Genomic DNA, 16,383 nt, shown 5'->3' with positions numbered 1-16,383 from the left:
CAGGACGCCGTCCCGTCGGGCGACAGTCGCATCTCGCACGGCAGGTCCCGGGCCACCCCGCTGAACTGCGGAAACAACCCGTTCGGGCTGGTGATCACGTTTCTCGACGGCACGTCCGCTGTGAGTTCAGTCGGACTGAAGGACTTTCATCGGGAATCCACGCCGGTTCGGTTCGTGAGAGCCGAAAACGTGCGGAGTTCGACCAGGAGGCTTCGAAGTCAGGCCGGAACACGGCGGGAAGGGGGCCTGGAGGCGTGTTCCGGCTGGTTGGCGGCCTCTCCGCGGCGGGTTTCAGGCCCCGCTCTGTCCGTTGGGGGCGTCGTAGACCAGGGTGTATCGCCAGAACAGGCGACGCCGGATCCGGGCGCCGGGCAGTTCCCGTGCGGCCGAGGCCCGGATGTCGGCCAGAGTCTCCTGCGGATCGGTGGTGGGCGCCGTCATGTGCGAGGGCAGCGCATTGGCGCGGGCCGGGTGCTTGACCAGCCCCATGATCGGGTTGGCGACCATGGCAGGCAGGTCGGTGAGCAGGTCGGCGGGCCCGGCCTGCCGGTAGCAGCCGACGACCACGAGGCGCCCGCCCGGGGTGAGACAGCCGCGCAGTTCACGCAGGGTGGGCACCAGCGGGAGATGGTGCAGGACGGCGACGAGGGTGACGGCGTCCCAGCGGCGCTGCGGCTCGCGCCCGGCGAAGTCGGCTTGGACGATGGTGACCGCAGGGTCGTCGGCGAAGCGTTCCGCCGCGGCGCGGGCGGTCACGGGATCGGGTTCGAGCCCGGTGACGGCGGCGGCGCGTCGGCGGAGCAGAGCGGCGAGGTTGCCCGTGCCGCACCCGACGTCGAGGACGTGGCGGGCCTTGGACGCGGCCACTCGGTCGGCGACCCAGCGGCCGTAGTGGTCGTTGTGGCTCCACGGGTGCCGCCGGTTGAAATGGTCGAGGCGAGACAGCAGTGCCATGACGATCACCTTAGCGATCACCACTCACGCTCCGGTCCCCTTTCCGGCGCGTTCCGGCCGCTCTTCGAGCAGCATCCCGCTACCGGATCGCCAGCAAGGTCGTCAAAGGCCAGGCACTGGGTGGCGTTGACGACGAATGGGTCGTCATCCAGCCTGCCTACACCGCAGCGGGCCTCCTCGAACAACTTCACGACAACCCGGTCGACGGGGCAACGCTCCTGGGCCGGTTCGCCTTCGACGTCCGCTACACCTGGTTCCGGAACTGGGTGAACGGACCAGCCGGCCAGCGGCTCGGCCTCGCGCCGATCCCGGACGGCCCGGTGAACCTACGCGCGCTGCGCCGCACTTTGGCGATCGAGCTCGCCCGCCGGACCCGGTGCCCGCGCGCTGACAGAGTTCTTCGCCCGCATCGACACCAAACTCGACCCCGCCGACGCCTCCGCCGCGAAGATCCAGCGCAACGACCGGGAGATCCTCAGCCTCCTCACCAAACGCGCCAAGGTGCTCCACCTCGGACCGGCGAACTACTGCTGGTTCACCGACCCCTCCCGGGCACTCTGCTTGCGGCTGGCCGGTACCCCCACCGCTGACCGACCTCTCATCGGAATGTGTGACTCCGCCCGATGCCCGCAAGTCGGCTGCCAGCCCGGGCTGAGGGAATCGGGCCATGCAGCTGAGCCACCCACTCGACGTGATGCCGCCGATCAGCCAGCCGACGGCTGGCCCTCGTTCCCGAATACCAAATATCGGCGCACCGCCTCTCGCCCACCGGGAACGAAAGGCCATCGATCAACGACCTCCCGCAGTTCGAGCTCTGTGAGCCAGGCATGCCAAGCGATCTCGGACGGATCTGGAACCAATGGCTCAGTGATCACGGCCTCGTGCACCCCGAACCAGACAGGGCTGACCCCATCCCGGCACAGGAACTTGAACATGAAACGCACCGGGACGCCGGCGCCCAGCTCCTCGGACAGCTCGCGGGCTGCCGCGTCCTCATACGACTCGCCCACGTCCACGGCACCGCCGACCATCACGTCATAGTGGCCGGGAAAGCGAGTGAGCTGCTCCGCTCGGCGCAGCACGAGGATCCGCCGCGTCGGATCGCGACAGATCGTCGTCGCGATCCGATGCATCCATCGCCGACGCTCCGCCTCTGCGCGATCCACGACTCCCAGCACGCGGTCCAGTTCGTCCACTCGCTCGACCAACTCGCCCATGCAGGACACGATCGCAGGCACCACCGACAACCTGCTCTACGAGCACCCCAAGCTAGTGATCTGCGTCACATGACCTGCCCGGAAACGCAACACGAGCACGCCTGTGTTCGATGCCCGGTACTGATCGTGGGGCCAGGCGAACGGCCCCGCCTGGAAGAGATCCGTGAGAACCTCCATGCCAGGATCGCCGAAGCCGAACGTGAAGGATGGCTAGGCGACGTCGAGCAACTGACCGTCAGCCTCGCCGCCACCGATGACAAGATCAGCCAGATTGACGCCAGGGAGCGACGAAAGGACTCGCCGGTGTTCATCGGCCTGTCACCGATCGGCCAGAAGGGTCTTCAGGCATGTCAGTCAAGTCAGGTGCGCTACCTCGGTAGTACCGGCCTGGGCGAGCAGTGGCCGCCGACGGGTCGGTGTCGTGGGTGGTCGATGAGGACCTGGGGCTGCATGGGAGTCGTGGAGCAGGGCGCGGTGGGTTGGCCGAGTCCGGCGCACCGGCGGACGCCTACCGCAGGCCGGACAGCTCGACGATCCGGGCCGGAGTCCCCCTTCAGGCGGCCGCGTAGATGAGCGCGCCCGCGCGTTCGAAGGGAACGACCGCGCCGTTGAGGATCACTTTGGCGGCTTCCGGCGCCGCGATCGCGATGGCCTTGGCCGGGTCGGTGCTGGCGGTCAGCCCGCTGCCGTCGATACGTACGGTGCCGTCCCCGTCGAAGGTCACGGCCAGGTCCTTGACCGCGGCCGGCGCCTTGACCAGGGTCGTGCCGGCACGTTCGACCGACGAGCCGTCGACCATCACGATCGATCCGGCGTCGGCGTGGAGCAGCTTGCCGTCGAAGGTGTAGGAGCCGAACGCGCGCGGCGCCTTCGTGGTCCAGGATTTGTAGTAGACCCCCGCGCCGCCGTTCAGGCTCAGGGCTGTCGCCTGGTGCGACGGGGTGGTGCCAACGGGCAGCCGTTCCACCGTCACCGAGGTGTCGGCCGCGCCCTTGGACGGCAGCAGGAGGGTGTCGAAGGTCGTCCGGCCGGTGGCCGTCTTGACGTAGGAGGCGTACTTCGCGTTCTCCACCGAGTAGAACCGCGGCGCGTAGTAGCCGTCGCGCAGCTCGGAAGCCACCTTGGCAGGGTCGGCGGGGACGATCGTGAGGTTCGCGCCCGTCGCGAAGGCGGTCGTCGTGGCCTCCGTCCCGGAGCGGATCGAGGGATTGGCGTCCGCGGCGAGATGCCAGTTCTGCTCGTAGTGGTGCTCCTTGACGGTGTCCACCGGCTTGAGCCGGTCGGAGACCACCCACAGGCCCGAATGCAGCGACAGGACGGATCGCTCGTGGCGGACGCCGACGGAGCTCTCGGTGTTCGCACCGATCAGGTCGAAGGCGGGGTTGCTGATCAGATGCGAGATCCCGCCAGCCGCGGTCGAGGTCTGCGGCTGCTCGTCGATCTCTATCGTGCTGTGCGCCTCCGTGGTACGCCGCAGCCACTCCGCGCGGGCGTCCGTGCTGTAGGTGAAGGTGCCCATGTCGGGCAGGAGCGGCCGGCCGTACGCGTAAGCGGTGATCGCCAGCTCGTCCGGATGGCTGTGGTTGCCGCGGTCTGCGTTGATCCGGAGGTGGGAGTCGCCGGCGGTCCAGCCGGAGCGGGAGACCGCGACCCGGGTGTCCGGGTAGAGCGCAGAAGTGTGCGCCGGCTTCTCGCCCGACGTGCCGGAGGTGCCGACGTAGCGAAGTTCGGGGTCGTTGAGCAGCTCGCCCAGGCTCCTGAGGGTGCTGCGCAGATCGAGGGAATCGCTGTCGCCGTAGGCCGGGCCGTACCCGCTGGGATAGCTCTGATCCATGAGAAAGCGGCCCAACTGCCGCAGCTTGGCGGTGGCGGTGAACGTGATGCCGTTGCGCTGCATGAAGGCGACGACGTCCACGTACTGTCTGAGGTAGCCCCGCAGGTAGGCGTCCGTGGACTCCTTGTAGCCGCCGTCGGCGTAGGTCGAGTCGTTGAGCTGGGCCGAGAGGAAGTCGGCGGCGTTGGTCCGCCACGCTGGCGCGACGCGGAACTCCGGGAAGTAGACAGAGGCGTGCAGCAGCGTGATCTTCTGCGACTGCATCTTGTTCGGCGTGCCGTTGACGTTCACCTGCAAGTACAGGCCGGCCCGGTTCATCGTCTTGAGGATCGCGGTGTTGGCCTCGGGGGTCAGCGACGGGCTCTTACGCAGAACCTCGTAGGCCGCGATCCAGTTGTGCAGGCGGCGCGCGGCGTGCAGGTTGCCCGGGTAGGAACCGGCGCCCTGGTCGGCGTCGTAGGCGTCAGCGTCCTTGATGAAGTCGGTCATCAGGCCGATGAGCGTGCGGGCGTACTGCTCGTTGCCGGTCTTCTGATACTCCAGGGCCAGCGGGCCGGCGAAGTAGAAGCGGGGAAGCTGGTAGAGGTACTCCTTGTCGGCGATGAGGTACTCCTTGTCGACACCGCCGGGGAGCTTCCAGTCGAAGCCGCCGGGATCGCCCTCCCAGGAGAACGTGTTCTGCACGGTATTGGACCAGGTGCGGGTGGCCTCGTCGAAGGTCTCGGCGTTGCCGTACAGCATGATGTCCTTCGCGGTGTCGGCCGTGCCGGTCAGCGTCAGCTCCGCCTTCTTCACATTCGTGACGCCGCCGAGGTCGAACCGCAGGTACGCCTTGCGTGTCTCGCCGGTGAACGGTCCCGCGCCCTGGTCGCTGACCTGTATGTAGTACTTGGCGCCGTACACGTTGCCCGGGTGGGCCGCCCAGATATAGGTGTCGTCCGCAGGGTGGAGGGTCTGCGACGAGCCGTCGGCCAGGGTCAAGCGGAGCGTGGGCTTGCCCGACCCCTTGCTCCTGCTGTTGATGAGTGCGATGGCCGCGTCCTTATACCGGCTCATTAGGAAGAATCCGGCTTTGCCGCTATTGATGCTGCTGGTGACGTCGGTCGTGACGGTCGTCTCCCCTGGGCCGAAGGTCAGCGTCTTGACGTAGACCTCGCCCGATCCCAGCGTCCAGATGTGGCTGGAGGTCAGCTCGATCGCGCCCGGCCAGGCGGTGTGCGAGAAGCCGCCGGCCTCGATGGCCGGGCGCGCGCGGTAGTAATCCAGCAGCCGCTGCTTGGCCAGCGCGTAGTCGCCCGCCTTCACCGCGCTCTCCACGGGCTTCAGGTCCGCGTACGCGTAGTTCAGCCGCGGCCCCACCGTCCAGGCGCCGGCGCTCCACCTCCCGAAGAAGCCCGCGTCGGACAGTGCGGCCGCGGCGGCCGGAGGGGCCGACACCAGGAACGCGGCGACCAGAATCAGGACGGCGAACTGCCGCCACGAGCGAGACATGCACGCCAAAGTAGAGACGCGCGGTATGCCCGCGGTATGTCAGCGCCGGAGGCCAGGTGATACGCCGAAGCGGGCGGCGGGTTCCAGGTGAAGATCGCCTCCACGCTCACGGAGTCGAGCGTCCGCTCCGGTCCCCGCAATGCTGTGAGAGCCGGTCAACGCGCCCTACGTGCCAGAAAAGATCATCTCGCGCTGACCTGCAAGAAGAGTTCCTCACATGCTTGGCAGGCGGATAGCGGGCTTCTGCCGCAGAAGGGCTTCACGCCATGCGGAGGATGACCTTGCCGGTGGTGCGGCGGGTGGTCAGGGCGGTGAGGGCGGTTGCTGCCTGGTCGAGAGGGTACTCGGCGCCCACCAAGGGGTGGACGCGTCCCGAGGCGGTCAGGGCGAGCAGGTCGTGGAGCGGCGCGGCGGCACGGCTGTCGGGGAGGCGCAGGTGAGCGCCCAGCCAGTAGCCGCCGACCGTGATGTTGCGCTCGCTGAGGATCCCGGGGTCGATGGGGGCGGGGTCGATCCCGCCGGAAGTGCCGTAGGTGATCAGGCGGCCGAAGAGTGCCAGCGCATGAGGGGCTGCCTCGAAGACGGGGCCGCCGACGGCGTCGAGGATCACGTCGGCGAGGGTGCCGCCGTTGGCTTCGCGGATGCGCTCGGCGTAGCCGTCGGCCTCGCCGGGGATGGCGGCGTCGGCGCCGAGCCGGAGGACCAGGGCACGTTTGTCGGGGGTGGAGGCGGTGCCGATGACCCGTCCGGCGCCGAACTCCTTGGCCAGCTGGATCGCCAGGTGGCCGACGCCTCCGGCTGCGGCGTTGACGACGACGGTTTCGCCGGGGAGGATCCGCGCAGCCGTACGCAGAAGGTGCCAGGCGGTCAAGCCCTGGACCAGGAGGGCGAGGGCGGCGCCCGCAGGGAGGTCTTCGGGGATCTCGACCGGATCCTTCACCAGCGCCTTGGTGGCGAAGGCACTGCTGGCGAAGGCGAGCATGCGGCGACCGTCCGGGTCGCGACCGACGACCTCGCCGCCGGGGATGAACGGCAGTTGTGGCGGCAAGTAGGCGCCGCGCAGGCGTTCGGCGTCGGCGAAGTTGAGACCGGCGGCCTCGACGTCTAGGAGGGTTTGGCCGGGGCCCGGCGCCGGGTCGGGAAGGTAGGCGGAGGTCAGGACATCGGGTTCGCCTAGGCGTTTTGCAACCATTGCTCTCATGCCGTAGACGCTAGGAGCCACACGGTTCCGCAGGTAGCAGGTGGGATTTGTGGATGAGGCGGAATGTATGAGGATTTTTCATACGTTGTCGCTCTCGTGGATGACCTGAGTGTGGCCGAGCTGCGCGTGCTGGTGGCGGTGGACGGCGAAGGCAGCGTATCGGCGGCGGGGGTACGGCTGGGGCTGACGCAGTCGGCGGTCTCGCATGCCCTGCGCGCGGCGGAGAAGAAGATGGGCGCGGTGCTCTTCCAGCGAGGGCGGGGCGGTGCCCGGGCCACGCCCGCCGGTAATGCTGCGGTCGGGCACGCACGGCGCATCTTGAGGCTGATCGAGGTCATGAAGGTCGACACCCATACTGCCGCGCGGGGCGAGGTCACGGGGACGATCCGGGTGGCGGCCTTTCGCAGTGCGGCCTTCCACCTGCTGCCCAGGGTGCTGGTGCGGTTCGGGCAGCGGCATCCGAAGGTGACGGTGACCGTGCGAATCGTGCCTGATCTGGGGCGGGGGATCGCGGGGGAGGTGGCGGACGGGCGCGCCGATGTGGGGATGGTCTCGCTGCCGGTGTATGTGGACGGGCTGGTGACGAAGGAGCTGTACGCGGAGCCGTACCTGCTGGCTTATCCGGAAGGGCATCCGGCTCCGCGGTCGCTGCCCATAATCGATTGGCATGAGAACTGCGCGGGTGAGACCCGGCGCTGGCTGGCGCGGCAGGAGTGGATTCCACCCGGCGACATCACCGTCGAGGACGACGGGGTGGTGATGTCGATGGTGGGGCACGGACTCGGTGCGGCGATCGTGCCCAGGCTGTCCACGGTGGGTGCGCCTGCCAAGGTCGCGACGGCCGAGCTCGGCGACGGTGCGCCGCAGCGCCACGTGGGGTATGTGACCACGCCGGAGCTGGCCGGATCGGCGATCATCCGCGATCTGCTCGGCGAGTTGCGAGCGATGAAGGGCGCGGCCGGCCCCGCCGGCGGTTGAACCAGCGGCCGGCCGCAGGAGTGAGCAGCAGGGTGACGGCGAGGATCGGCCAGCCTGGCTCAGCGGCGCGGTGGCCACGACGACGACCGGCACGCTGGCCACCCTCGGTGGCCTGCACACGGCGATGCTCGCAGCTGCTGCCATCGTGCTGGCTGGGATTGTCGTGGTGCTGGTCGGCCTGCGGAGTCCTACTCCTGGGCGAGCAGGCGCGTGATGATGGCGGCGAGCCGCTCGCCGTCGCCGTCGGGCAGCGCCTCTGCCAGCGTGTCCAGCCTCCCGCTGATCTCGTCGTGCAGGTCTACGGCGAGCCGCTCGCCCTGCGGGGTCAGCGCGACTCGGCAGGTGCGGCGGTCGCTGGAGTCACGGACCCGGGCGACCAGCCCGCGCCGCTCCACCCGGTCCACGAGTCCGGTGAGGCTGGATTTCTCCAGGTTGACGAGCCTGCTGAGCTCGGTCATGCCGACCGGCCCGCCGATCAGCAGGCACAGCAGCTGAGCCTGCTGCGGGGTGGTGTCGTGCTCACGGCTGACGTCGGCGAACACGCGCTGCACCAGGTGCGACATGCGCACCAAGGCGGAGGCGAACTCCAGGTCCGTGCCGATCGTGCTGGTCATGCGGATGAGTCTAGTTGACGATGGTTCGTACTACCAACTAATTTGTTCGTACTACCAACATTACGTACTTCGAACTTGGAGGTCTCGCATGACCGCCACCCCTCGGACAGAGGACCCGCCCGGCATCCTGGTCACGCTCGTCATCGCGGTCTTCGGCTACTCCTTGATGCAGACGGTGGTGGTCCCCGCCCTCGGCCTGCTGACCCGGGAGCTGGAGACGACCCCGACGTGGTCGGCCTGGATCCTCAGCGCCTTCCTGCTCTCCAGCGCCGTGCTGACCCCGCTGCTGGGACGCCTGGGCGACCTGTACGGCAAGCGGCGGGTGATGATCGGCGTGCTGGTGGCGTACGCGGCCGGGATGGCCGGGGCGGCGCTGGCGCAGGACATCGGCCAGCTCATCGCCGCCCGCGTCGTCCAGGGCTCGGCCCTGGCCGTGATCCCGCTGTCGATGGCCATCCTGCGCGAGACGCTGCCCCGCGAACGGCTGCCGTCCGCGATGGGGCTGGTCTCCGGCATCGTCGGGGCCGGAGCCGGAACGGGCCTGGTGGTCGGCGGGCTGCTGGTTGACCACCTGTCCTGGCGCTACCTGTTCGTCCTGGGCGCGCTGCTCGCGGTCGTCAGCCTGCTGATGGTGTGGCGGTGGGTGCCCGCCAGCCGGCACACGGCGACGGGCGGCCTCGACCTGCCCGGAGCCGGCCTGCTCGGTCTGGGCCTGCTCGCGGTGCTGCTCGCTCTCACCCAGGGCCCCACCTGGGGCTGGACCTCCGCGGGGACGCTCAGCCTGTTCGCGCTCGGCGTGCTGCTGCTGGCCGTGCTCATCGTGGTGGAGCGGGGCAGGACCGACGCGCTCATCGACGTCGGCGAGCTGACGGATCGGCCGATGCTGGTGACGCACGCCGCCGCGCTGCTCTTCGGCGCCGGGTCGTACTTCTTCTATCTGGCGATGCCGCTGTTCGCGCAGCAGAGCCCGGTCGGCTTCGGGGCCTCCGTCACGGTCGCCGGGCTCCTGATGCTGCCCGGCATGCTGGCCATCATCCCGGCGGGGATGGCGGTCGGCCGGATCTCCACCGCGCTGGGTCCGCGCTGGCCGCTGGCCGGCGGGTTCGTGCTGTTCACCGTGGGGGCGGCGCTGCTCGCCCTGGGCCACAGCGCCCCATGGCAGCACCTGGTGTTCTACGGCGTGGTGGGAGCGGGATCGGGGCTCGTCATGGGCGCCCTGCCCAAACTGATCGCCGACATCGTGCCGCTGACCAGGACCGGCACCGCCAACGGCATCAACAACATCATCCGCACCTTCGGCGGCGTCATCGGCAGCCAACTCGCCGCCGCGGTGATCGCCTCCAGCTCCTCCGGCCGCATGACAGGGGTGCCCGACTCCGCCTTCACCGTCCTGTTCTGGCTGGGCGCGGCCGCCGCGGTCCTCGGGGCCGTCCTCGCACCGCTCGCCGTACGGCACACCTCCCGGACCGAGACACACGCATGAGCGTCTTCAGCGAGCTCGAACTCGCCTACCTGCGCGAGCACCCGATCCTGGGCAGGCTGGCCACCGTCGGCCCCGACGGCATGCCGCACGTCGCGCCGGTCGGCTGGTCGCTCGACGACACCTCCTCGGTCATCGAGATCACCGGACGCAACTTCGCCAGGTCGAAGAAGTTCCGGGACGTCGCCCGCACCGGCCGCGCGGCCCTGGTCGTCGACGACGTGCTGCCGCCATGGCGGCCGCGCGGAGTGGAGGTACGCGGCCGGGCCGAGGCGATCGCGGGCGATGCGCCCCGGATCCTGCTGCACCCGACGCGGATCGTCAGCTGGGGCCTGGAATCCGGCTCGAAGATCGAGGACACCTACCGCGCCCGCGACGTCGAAGGCGCGTGACGCCTCAGCCCCCCGCGACGCCTACGGCGTGTCGAATCGTGGTCGAGTCGTCCAGGACGTCCAGGACGGCCTGGGCAAGATCTGCCCGGGTGATGCTGCCGGGTACGTTGGCCTCGATGGCGGTGCGGTAGCGGCCGGTCGGGGGCTTGCCGCTCAGAAACCCCGGCCTCACTACGGTCCAGTCGGTTGTGCTGGCGGCCAGCGCCCTTTCCATCCGGTCGAGATCGGCATAGACAGTGCGGTAAACCGCTCGGATGACCGGTAGGAGGGTTATCCGGAGCCACAGCGGCTCGCCGGCACCGCCGCGCAGCACGGGTTGGGCACTGAGGGCGATCACGCGCCGTACACCGGTAGCGTCCATTGCCTCCAGAATGGCGTGGACCGCGGCCGAGCAGACGCCTGTGGTGTCCTTGCGACCGTTCGGGCCCAGCGCCGACAATGCGGCGTCGTGACCGTCGAGAACGGGTCTGAGCGAATCAGCGTCGAACACGTCGGCGACGACGGTGGCAAGGGCCGGATGGTCGATCGCCAGCCGGGCGGGGTCCCGGACGACGGCCGTTACCTGGTGTCCGAGGTCCAGCGCTCGCCGAACCAGCAACTGGCCGGTTCCGCCGGTGGCGCCGAAGATGGCCAACTTCATAGGGGATCTCCAGAGGTGAGGGGCGATCGCGAGCGAGGAGCCACCATGGCCCGCTCATCGGAGCGCGCCCGTTTGATCCATTTTGTCTCCAGAAGTGCTGGGCGCGCCCGTCCGCCGTACGGTCAGCGCGCGGGTGGGATGTTGTAGTTGGCGCGGAAGGTGTTGTGCGGGTCGTAGAGGGACTTGAGCGCGGTCAGCCGTTCGTGGTCCTGGGGGGCGTAGGCGGTGCGGACGCGGCTGCGGTCGGCGTTGCCGCCGTGGCCCATGAAGTTGAGGACCGTCCGGCCGTCCAGGGCTGGAGGTCGCCGAACAGGCGGTCGAGGAACGCGTGAGCGTCCTCGACGGTCGTCGGCGAAAGCGGGTTGACGACCGCGAGACGGCCGCGCATCGGTTCCGGCACCTGCGGGTCGTCGGGGACCGGGATCAGGGCCGCCGAGGAGTTCATCTCGGTGGGCACGGTGGCGGTCCATCGGCGGTAGCCGTCCAGGACGCCGGGCACCTGTCGCGCGTCGAAGAAGAGCGCGCCGCCGTACAGCCTGGCCACCGGAACCAGGCCGAACTCCATCCCGATCACGATGCCGAAGTTGTCCCGTCCGCCAAGCAGCGCCCAGTACAGATCCGGGTCGCTCTCAACAGTGACGTGGCGCAGGCGCCCGTCGGCCGTCACCACGTCCATGGCCCGCACCCGGTCGGCGGCGTAGCCATGGCTGCGCCCCAGCAGGGCCAGACCGCCGCCCAAGGTGTAGGCGACGACGCCCACATGCGGCGCCGAGCCGTTGAGCGGGGCCAGCCCGTGCGGCGCGGCCTTCGGGATCACATCGGCGAACCGGGCGCCGGCCTCGACGTAGGCCGTGCGGGCCAGCGGATCCACCCCGCCGCATACCTCATAGGAGGGGGCTTGCGCCGTGTCGTCATGTCGTGAACCTGCGAAGCGAGACGAGACGGTCCGTCTTGACGCAGCAGAGAGGGTCCGATAACGTCACCCTTCGAGACGAGACGGATCGTCTCGAAAGAAGCTCGCAACCGATGGGATTTCTGCATATGCGTACCCCGGATACCGTCCCTTCCCGCACCTGGTTCATCACGGGAGCCAGCCGTGGCCTGGGCCGCGCGTTCGCTCTCGCCGCGCTGGAGCGCGGCGATCACGTGGCCGCCGCCGCCCGGACCATCGCGCGACAGGACTTCGACGACCGGTACGGGGATCGGCTACTCGCCCTTCCCCTGGACGTGACCGACCGCGACGCGGTGTTCGCCGCCGTGAACACCGCCCTCGAGCACTTCGGCCGGCTCGACATCGTGGTGAACAATGCTGGGACCATGTCCTCGGGCATGGTCGAGGAGTTCACCGAGGCCGAGGCGCGGGCCCAACTGGAGGTCAATCTCTTCGGGGCGATGTGGGTCTGCCAGGCCGTCATGCCGCACCTGCGTGCCCAGGCATCCGGTCACATCGTGCAGGTCTCCAGCATCGCCGCCCTGGGCGGCTTCCCGAGCACCGGGATGTACAGCGCGAGCAAGTTCGCGCTGGAGGGCATGAGCGAGGCACTGGCGATGGAGGCCGCGCCGTTCGGCGTCAAGCTCAGCATCCTCCAGCCCGGCGGTTACTGGACCGACCTGTACACCAGCATGACGACGACGTCGCCGTTGGCGGAGTACGGCCCGTTGCGCGCCGAGCTGGAGAAGCAGTGGGCCGAGGGCTCGATCGACAGTGAGCCGCGTCTGGCCGCCGAGGCGCTGCTGAAGCTGGTCGACAGCGAAGATCCGCCGCTGCGGCTGGTGCTCGGCAGCATGGTCTACGACCTGGCCTTCGACATCTCCCGGCGGCGGATGGAGACCTGGGCTGCCTGGGAGCAGGTCAGCCGCGCCGCCGAACTCGCCGTACCCGCCCCCGAAATCGCCGGTTGACCGGCGAACCGGCGTCAACGCCGGCCCTTCCGGCGCCAGAACCGCCACACCGCCCGCTCCGCCGACGACCGTCCACTCAGCCACGCCGACATCCGGAGGACGCCCATATGCGCATCGGTCATTCCTCATCCGACACCCAGCTCGTCCTGTCCGGCGTCACCAAGCGGTATGACGACAAGATCCTGCTCAACGAGGTCTCGCTCGCGGTCAGGCCCGGCGAAAAGGTCGGTGTGATCGGCGACAACGGCTCCGGAAAGTCGACTCTGCTGCGCCTGCTCGCCGGACGAAGCCGGCCCGACAACGGCTCTGTCACCGTCGCGGCGCCCGGTGGCGTCGGTTATCTGGCCCAGACCCTGGATCTGCCCGGAACCGCCCTCGTCGGCGAGGCCATCGATCTCGCGCTGGCCGACCTGCGCGACCTGGAGCGCCGGATTCGGCAGGCCGAGCTCGGTCTCGGTGACGCCACGCCCGCCGAGCTGGCCTTCTACGGCGACCTGGTGGCCCGGTTCGAGGCCCGCGAGGGATACCAGGCCGACACCCGAGTCGAGATCATGCTGAACGCACTCGGCCTGCCCGGACTGGACCGCAACCGGCCGCTGGGCCTTCTGTCGGGCGGGCAGAGGTCCCGGCTGGCGCTGGCCGCGATTCTGGCCCCGGCTCCCGAGGTGCTGCTCCTCGACGAACCCACCAATGACCTTGACGACCAGGCCGTCGCCTGGCTGGAGGACCACCTGCGAAATCACCGGGGCACCTTGATCGCGGTCACTCACGACCGGCTTTTCCTGGAGCGGGTCACCTCCACCATCGTGGAGGTGGACGATGATCTGCGCACTTTGCATCGTTACGGCAACGGCTACACCGGATTCCTGCAGGCCAAGGCGGCGGCCAGGGCGCGCTGGGCGCGAGAGCACCAGGAGTGGCGCGTCGAGGTGACCCGCCAGGAGGGGCTGGCCGATTCCCATGCGAAACGGCTGGCCGTCATCCCGCGCAAGGCACCTGCCGCCTTCAGCGGGGCGGGTGCGTTCCGCGCCAGATCGCGGGCGCACGGGGCGATGAGCAGGATCCGCGGCGCTCGTGAACGGCTTCGACGGCTCCATCTGGACCGGGTTCCGCCGCCTCCGCAGCCTCTGCGGTTCGCCGCCCACGTCACCGCCGCCGGCATCGGCACCGCCGACCCCCTGGTGGAGCTGACGGATGTGCGGGTCGGCGAGCGCCTGTACGTCGAGTCGCTGCGCGTTCAACCGGGAGCACGGCTGCTGGTCACCGGCCCCAACGGAGCGGGCAAGACCACGCTCCTGCGCGTCTTGGCCGGCGAACTCGCCCCCGACACCGGCACGGTCCGCCGGGTGACCCGGGTGGGTCATCTGCGTCAGCAGGACGGCTTGGTGTACGGCGAAGGCACGGTCCTGGAGGCGTTCGCGGCGGGGCGACCGGGAGATCCGGCCGAACACGCCGATGCGCTGCTCGCGCTCGGGCTGTTCCGCTCCACCCATCTCGGCTCGCCGGTCAAGGCTCTCTCTCCCGGCCTGCGCCGCAGGCTCGAACTCGCCCGCATGGTCAGCGAACCGGCCGATCTGCTGCTCCTGGACGAACCCACCAACCATCTGTCCCCGGCCCTGATGGACGACTTGGAGGATGCTCTGACCGATTATGAGGGTGCGCTCGTCATCGTCACCCACGACCGGCGCATGCGGGCTGCCTTCACCGGCTCCCACCTGGAGCTCGAGGCGGGCAGAGTGACGCTGCCACACGTGACTGTGTGACCACGACGAGCCCGCTCGTCGTTCGTCAGCACATCCTGGCCGACCCGCGACGACGACCCACACGCCACCGACTCGGTGAGCCCTCGGACGGGCCGCGGCACGATCACCGCCGAACAGATCCGGGGCTACGGTTGTTGGTCGTCCTGGGACCTGACGACACGATTGGAAGACCATCGATATGAAGCATCACGATCCCACCCCGGCCACGCCGCCGTCGGGCCGATATCACGAGGTGGACGGGCGAGGACGCGACGAAAACCTGCGAGAGGAGCGGCCGATGACGGACGCCGATGTGATCATTGTGGGCGCCGGCCCGGCCGGCCTGATGCTGGCCGCCGAACTGCGTCTGGCCGGAGTGCGACCGCTGGTGCTGGAGCGGCAGCCGCAGCGTCGGAACACCCCCAAGGCCGGTGGTCTCGGCGGCCAGATCCTCGAGCTGCTGCGCTACCGAGGCCTGCTGGAACGATTCGAAGCAGCCTGCACCGACCCTGCCCCGGCTCCCCGGTTCCCGTTCGGCGGTGTGCATCTGGACTTCACCCAGCTGGCAGATCCCCCGCTGCACGCCCTGCCCCTCCCGCAACCACAGCTTGAGAGGCTGCTCGACGAACGCGCCGACGAACTCGGCGTCGACATCCGCCGCGGACACGCGGTGGCCGGGGTGAGCCAGGACGACGCCGCGGTGACCGTGGACGTGCGTGGCCCGGACGGGCCGTACCGGATGAGCGCCCGTTACCTCGTGGGCTGCGACGGCGCGCGCAGCCGGGTCCGTGACTGGGCCGGCATCGGCTTCCCCGGCACCGCCTATCCGGAGGTCAACCGGCTGGCCCAGGTCACCTTGCCCGATACGGTGACCGTGCTCGGCAACGGCGATCTCGACGTCCCCGGCTTCGGCACGATCCACGCGGGTTTCACCCGGACGGACCGCGGTCTCTTCGGAGTCGCCGCGTCGCCCGCTTCCAACGTCGTCTCGCTCTACACCATCGAAGACGAGACCACCGAATACGACGACGACACTCCGATGACCGTGACCGAACTCCAAGACAGCCTCCGCCGCGTGCTCGGCGTGCAGTTGCCCGTGGGAGAGGCGATCCGGCTGTCGCGGTTCACCTTCAAGGCCCGCCAGGCCGAGCGATACCGTGACGGGCGGATCCTGCTGGCCGGCGATGCGGCGCACCTGTTCCCCGCCACCGGTGTGGCAATCAACGCCGGCATGATGGACGCGGTCAACCTGGCCTGGAAGCTGGCCGCCGACCTCCACGGCCGGGCGCCGGTCGGCCTGCTGGACACCTACCACGGCGAACGCCACCTCGCCGGCGCCCGCACCATGCTGCACACCCAAGCCCAGGTGGCACTGCGGCGCGGGCACGACCCGGCCGCCGAAGCGCTGCGGGAGGTCTTCCAGGAACTGCTCGCCGACGAGCAGCCGCTGCGCCGTATGGGAGCCCTGGTCGCAGGCACCGACATCCGCTACCCGATGCCCGGCTCCCACCACCACCCGTTGGCCGGCACCTTCGCTCCCGACCTCACCCTGCACACCGACCAGGGCATGACCAGCGTCGCGGAACTCATGCACGCCGCACGGCCTATCCTCCTCGACCTCGCCGACCGCCCAGACCTCCGGCAGGCCGCCCGAGACTGGCAGCCTCACGTCGACATCCACACGGTCAAAACAGATGATCGGCCGGCCGACGCCCTGCTCATCCGCCCCGACGCCCACATCGCCTGGGCCGCGACCATCGACGAACCCGCCGACAGCGCGGCGCCCGCGCTGCGCGAAGCGCTCTCCGGCTGGTTCGGCACCCCTTGAAACGACGACCAGATCGCCACGCTGACGTACGCGCCTGCCTGGCCTGGCTCGTGATCATCTCGATCCGGGCCATACCTTGGCGGCTCATCTAGTCACCCGGGACATGGCGG

The 16,383-nt window shown here is 69.4% G+C and carries 14 protein-coding genes; 6 read left to right on the top strand and 8 right to left on the bottom strand.

Annotated elements, in window-relative coordinates; all coding sequences use genetic code 11:
* Window positions 1–291 precede the first annotated feature (291 nt).
* From V5E28_RS13230 to V5E28_RS13215, 4 genes are all read right to left on the bottom strand, one after another.
* Window positions 292–954, bottom strand: a complete 663-nt coding sequence (locus tag V5E28_RS13230; RefSeq protein WP_336207117.1) for a class I SAM-dependent methyltransferase — start codon at window positions 952–954, stop codon at window positions 292–294.
* A 704-nt stretch (window positions 955–1,658) separates the two neighbouring features.
* The gene (locus V5E28_RS13225) at window positions 1,659–2,171 is read right to left on the bottom strand and encodes an NUDIX hydrolase (RefSeq protein WP_336207116.1); all 513 of its coding nucleotides are present in this window, start codon (window positions 2,169–2,171) and stop codon (window positions 1,659–1,661) included.
* 553 nt (window positions 2,172–2,724) lie between these two features.
* Entirely contained in the window at window positions 2,725–5,496 is a 2,772-nt protein-coding gene (locus V5E28_RS13220; protein ID WP_336207115.1) for a heparinase II/III family protein, read from the bottom strand.
* Window positions 5,497–5,755: 259 nt separating this feature from the next.
* Window positions 5,756–6,697 (bottom strand): quinone oxidoreductase family protein, encoded by a 942-nt coding sequence (locus V5E28_RS13215; protein ID WP_336207114.1) that lies wholly within the window; start codon window positions 6,695–6,697, stop codon window positions 5,756–5,758.
* 96 nt (window positions 6,698–6,793) lie between these two features.
* Here V5E28_RS13215 and V5E28_RS13210 point away from each other — a divergent pair, with 96 nt between their 5' ends.
* Window positions 6,794–7,675 carry a LysR family transcriptional regulator gene (locus tag V5E28_RS13210; RefSeq protein ID WP_336207113.1) on the top strand — a complete coding sequence of 294 codons (882 nt, stop codon included), beginning with the start codon at window positions 6,794–6,796 and terminating at the stop codon, window positions 7,673–7,675.
* Between the two features lie 188 nt (window positions 7,676–7,863).
* Here the strand turns inward: V5E28_RS13210 and V5E28_RS13205 are convergent, their stop codons facing one another.
* Complete coding sequence (locus tag V5E28_RS13205) at window positions 7,864–8,289, bottom strand: MarR family winged helix-turn-helix transcriptional regulator (protein WP_336207112.1); 426 nt, start codon at window positions 8,287–8,289, stop codon at window positions 7,864–7,866.
* 88 nt (window positions 8,290–8,377) lie between these two features.
* Between V5E28_RS13205 and V5E28_RS13200 the strand changes: the two genes are divergently transcribed.
* Entirely contained in the window at window positions 8,378–9,772 is a 1,395-nt protein-coding gene (locus V5E28_RS13200; RefSeq protein ID WP_336207111.1) for an MFS transporter, read from the top strand.
* Window positions 9,769–10,161: a PPOX class F420-dependent oxidoreductase gene (locus V5E28_RS13195; RefSeq protein ID WP_336207110.1), complete on the top strand. Its 393-nt coding sequence runs from the start codon at window positions 9,769–9,771 to the stop codon at window positions 10,159–10,161. The genes V5E28_RS13200 and V5E28_RS13195 overlap by 4 nt, the downstream gene beginning before the upstream one ends.
* Window positions 10,162–10,165: 4 nt before the next feature.
* On the opposite strand, the gene V5E28_RS13190 is transcribed toward V5E28_RS13195, so the two are convergent.
* The 3 genes from V5E28_RS13190 to V5E28_RS13185 form a co-directional block, all read right to left on the bottom strand.
* The gene (locus tag V5E28_RS13190; protein WP_336207109.1) at window positions 10,166–10,801 is read right to left on the bottom strand and encodes an NAD(P)-dependent oxidoreductase; all 636 of its coding nucleotides are present in this window, start codon (window positions 10,799–10,801) and stop codon (window positions 10,166–10,168) included.
* 122 nt (window positions 10,802–10,923) lie between these two features.
* Window positions 10,924–10,998: a hypothetical protein gene (locus tag V5E28_RS49520; protein WP_442945809.1), complete on the bottom strand. Its 75-nt coding sequence runs from the start codon at window positions 10,996–10,998 to the stop codon at window positions 10,924–10,926.
* On the bottom strand, window positions 10,995–11,672 hold the full coding sequence (locus tag V5E28_RS13185) for an FAD-binding protein (protein ID WP_336207108.1): 678 nt from the start codon (window positions 11,670–11,672) through the stop codon (window positions 10,995–10,997). Before V5E28_RS13185 ends, V5E28_RS49520 begins: the two co-directional genes overlap by 4 nt.
* Before the next feature lie 170 nt (window positions 11,673–11,842).
* On the opposite strand from V5E28_RS13185, the gene V5E28_RS13180 reads away from it, so the two are divergent.
* From V5E28_RS13180 to V5E28_RS13170, 3 genes are all read left to right on the top strand, one after another.
* On the top strand, window positions 11,843–12,703 hold the full coding sequence (locus V5E28_RS13180; protein WP_336207107.1) for an SDR family oxidoreductase: 861 nt from the start codon (window positions 11,843–11,845) through the stop codon (window positions 12,701–12,703).
* 107 nt (window positions 12,704–12,810) lie between these two features.
* Window positions 12,811–14,466, top strand: a complete 1,656-nt coding sequence (gene abc-f / locus V5E28_RS13175) for a ribosomal protection-like ABC-F family protein (RefSeq protein WP_336207106.1) — start codon at window positions 12,811–12,813, stop codon at window positions 14,464–14,466.
* Between the two features lie 277 nt (window positions 14,467–14,743).
* A complete protein-coding gene (locus V5E28_RS13170) occupies window positions 14,744–16,273 on the top strand; it encodes an FAD-dependent monooxygenase (RefSeq protein WP_336207105.1) in 1,530 nt (509 codons plus the stop codon).
* The last annotated feature ends 110 nt before the right edge of the window (window positions 16,274–16,383 follow it).

This window comes from Nonomuraea sp. LPB2021202275-12-8 (assembly GCF_037044575.1).
Lineage (GTDB): Bacteria > Actinomycetota > Actinomycetes > Streptosporangiales > Streptosporangiaceae > Nonomuraea.
This window is presented reverse-complemented; position numbering and strand designations above follow the sequence as displayed.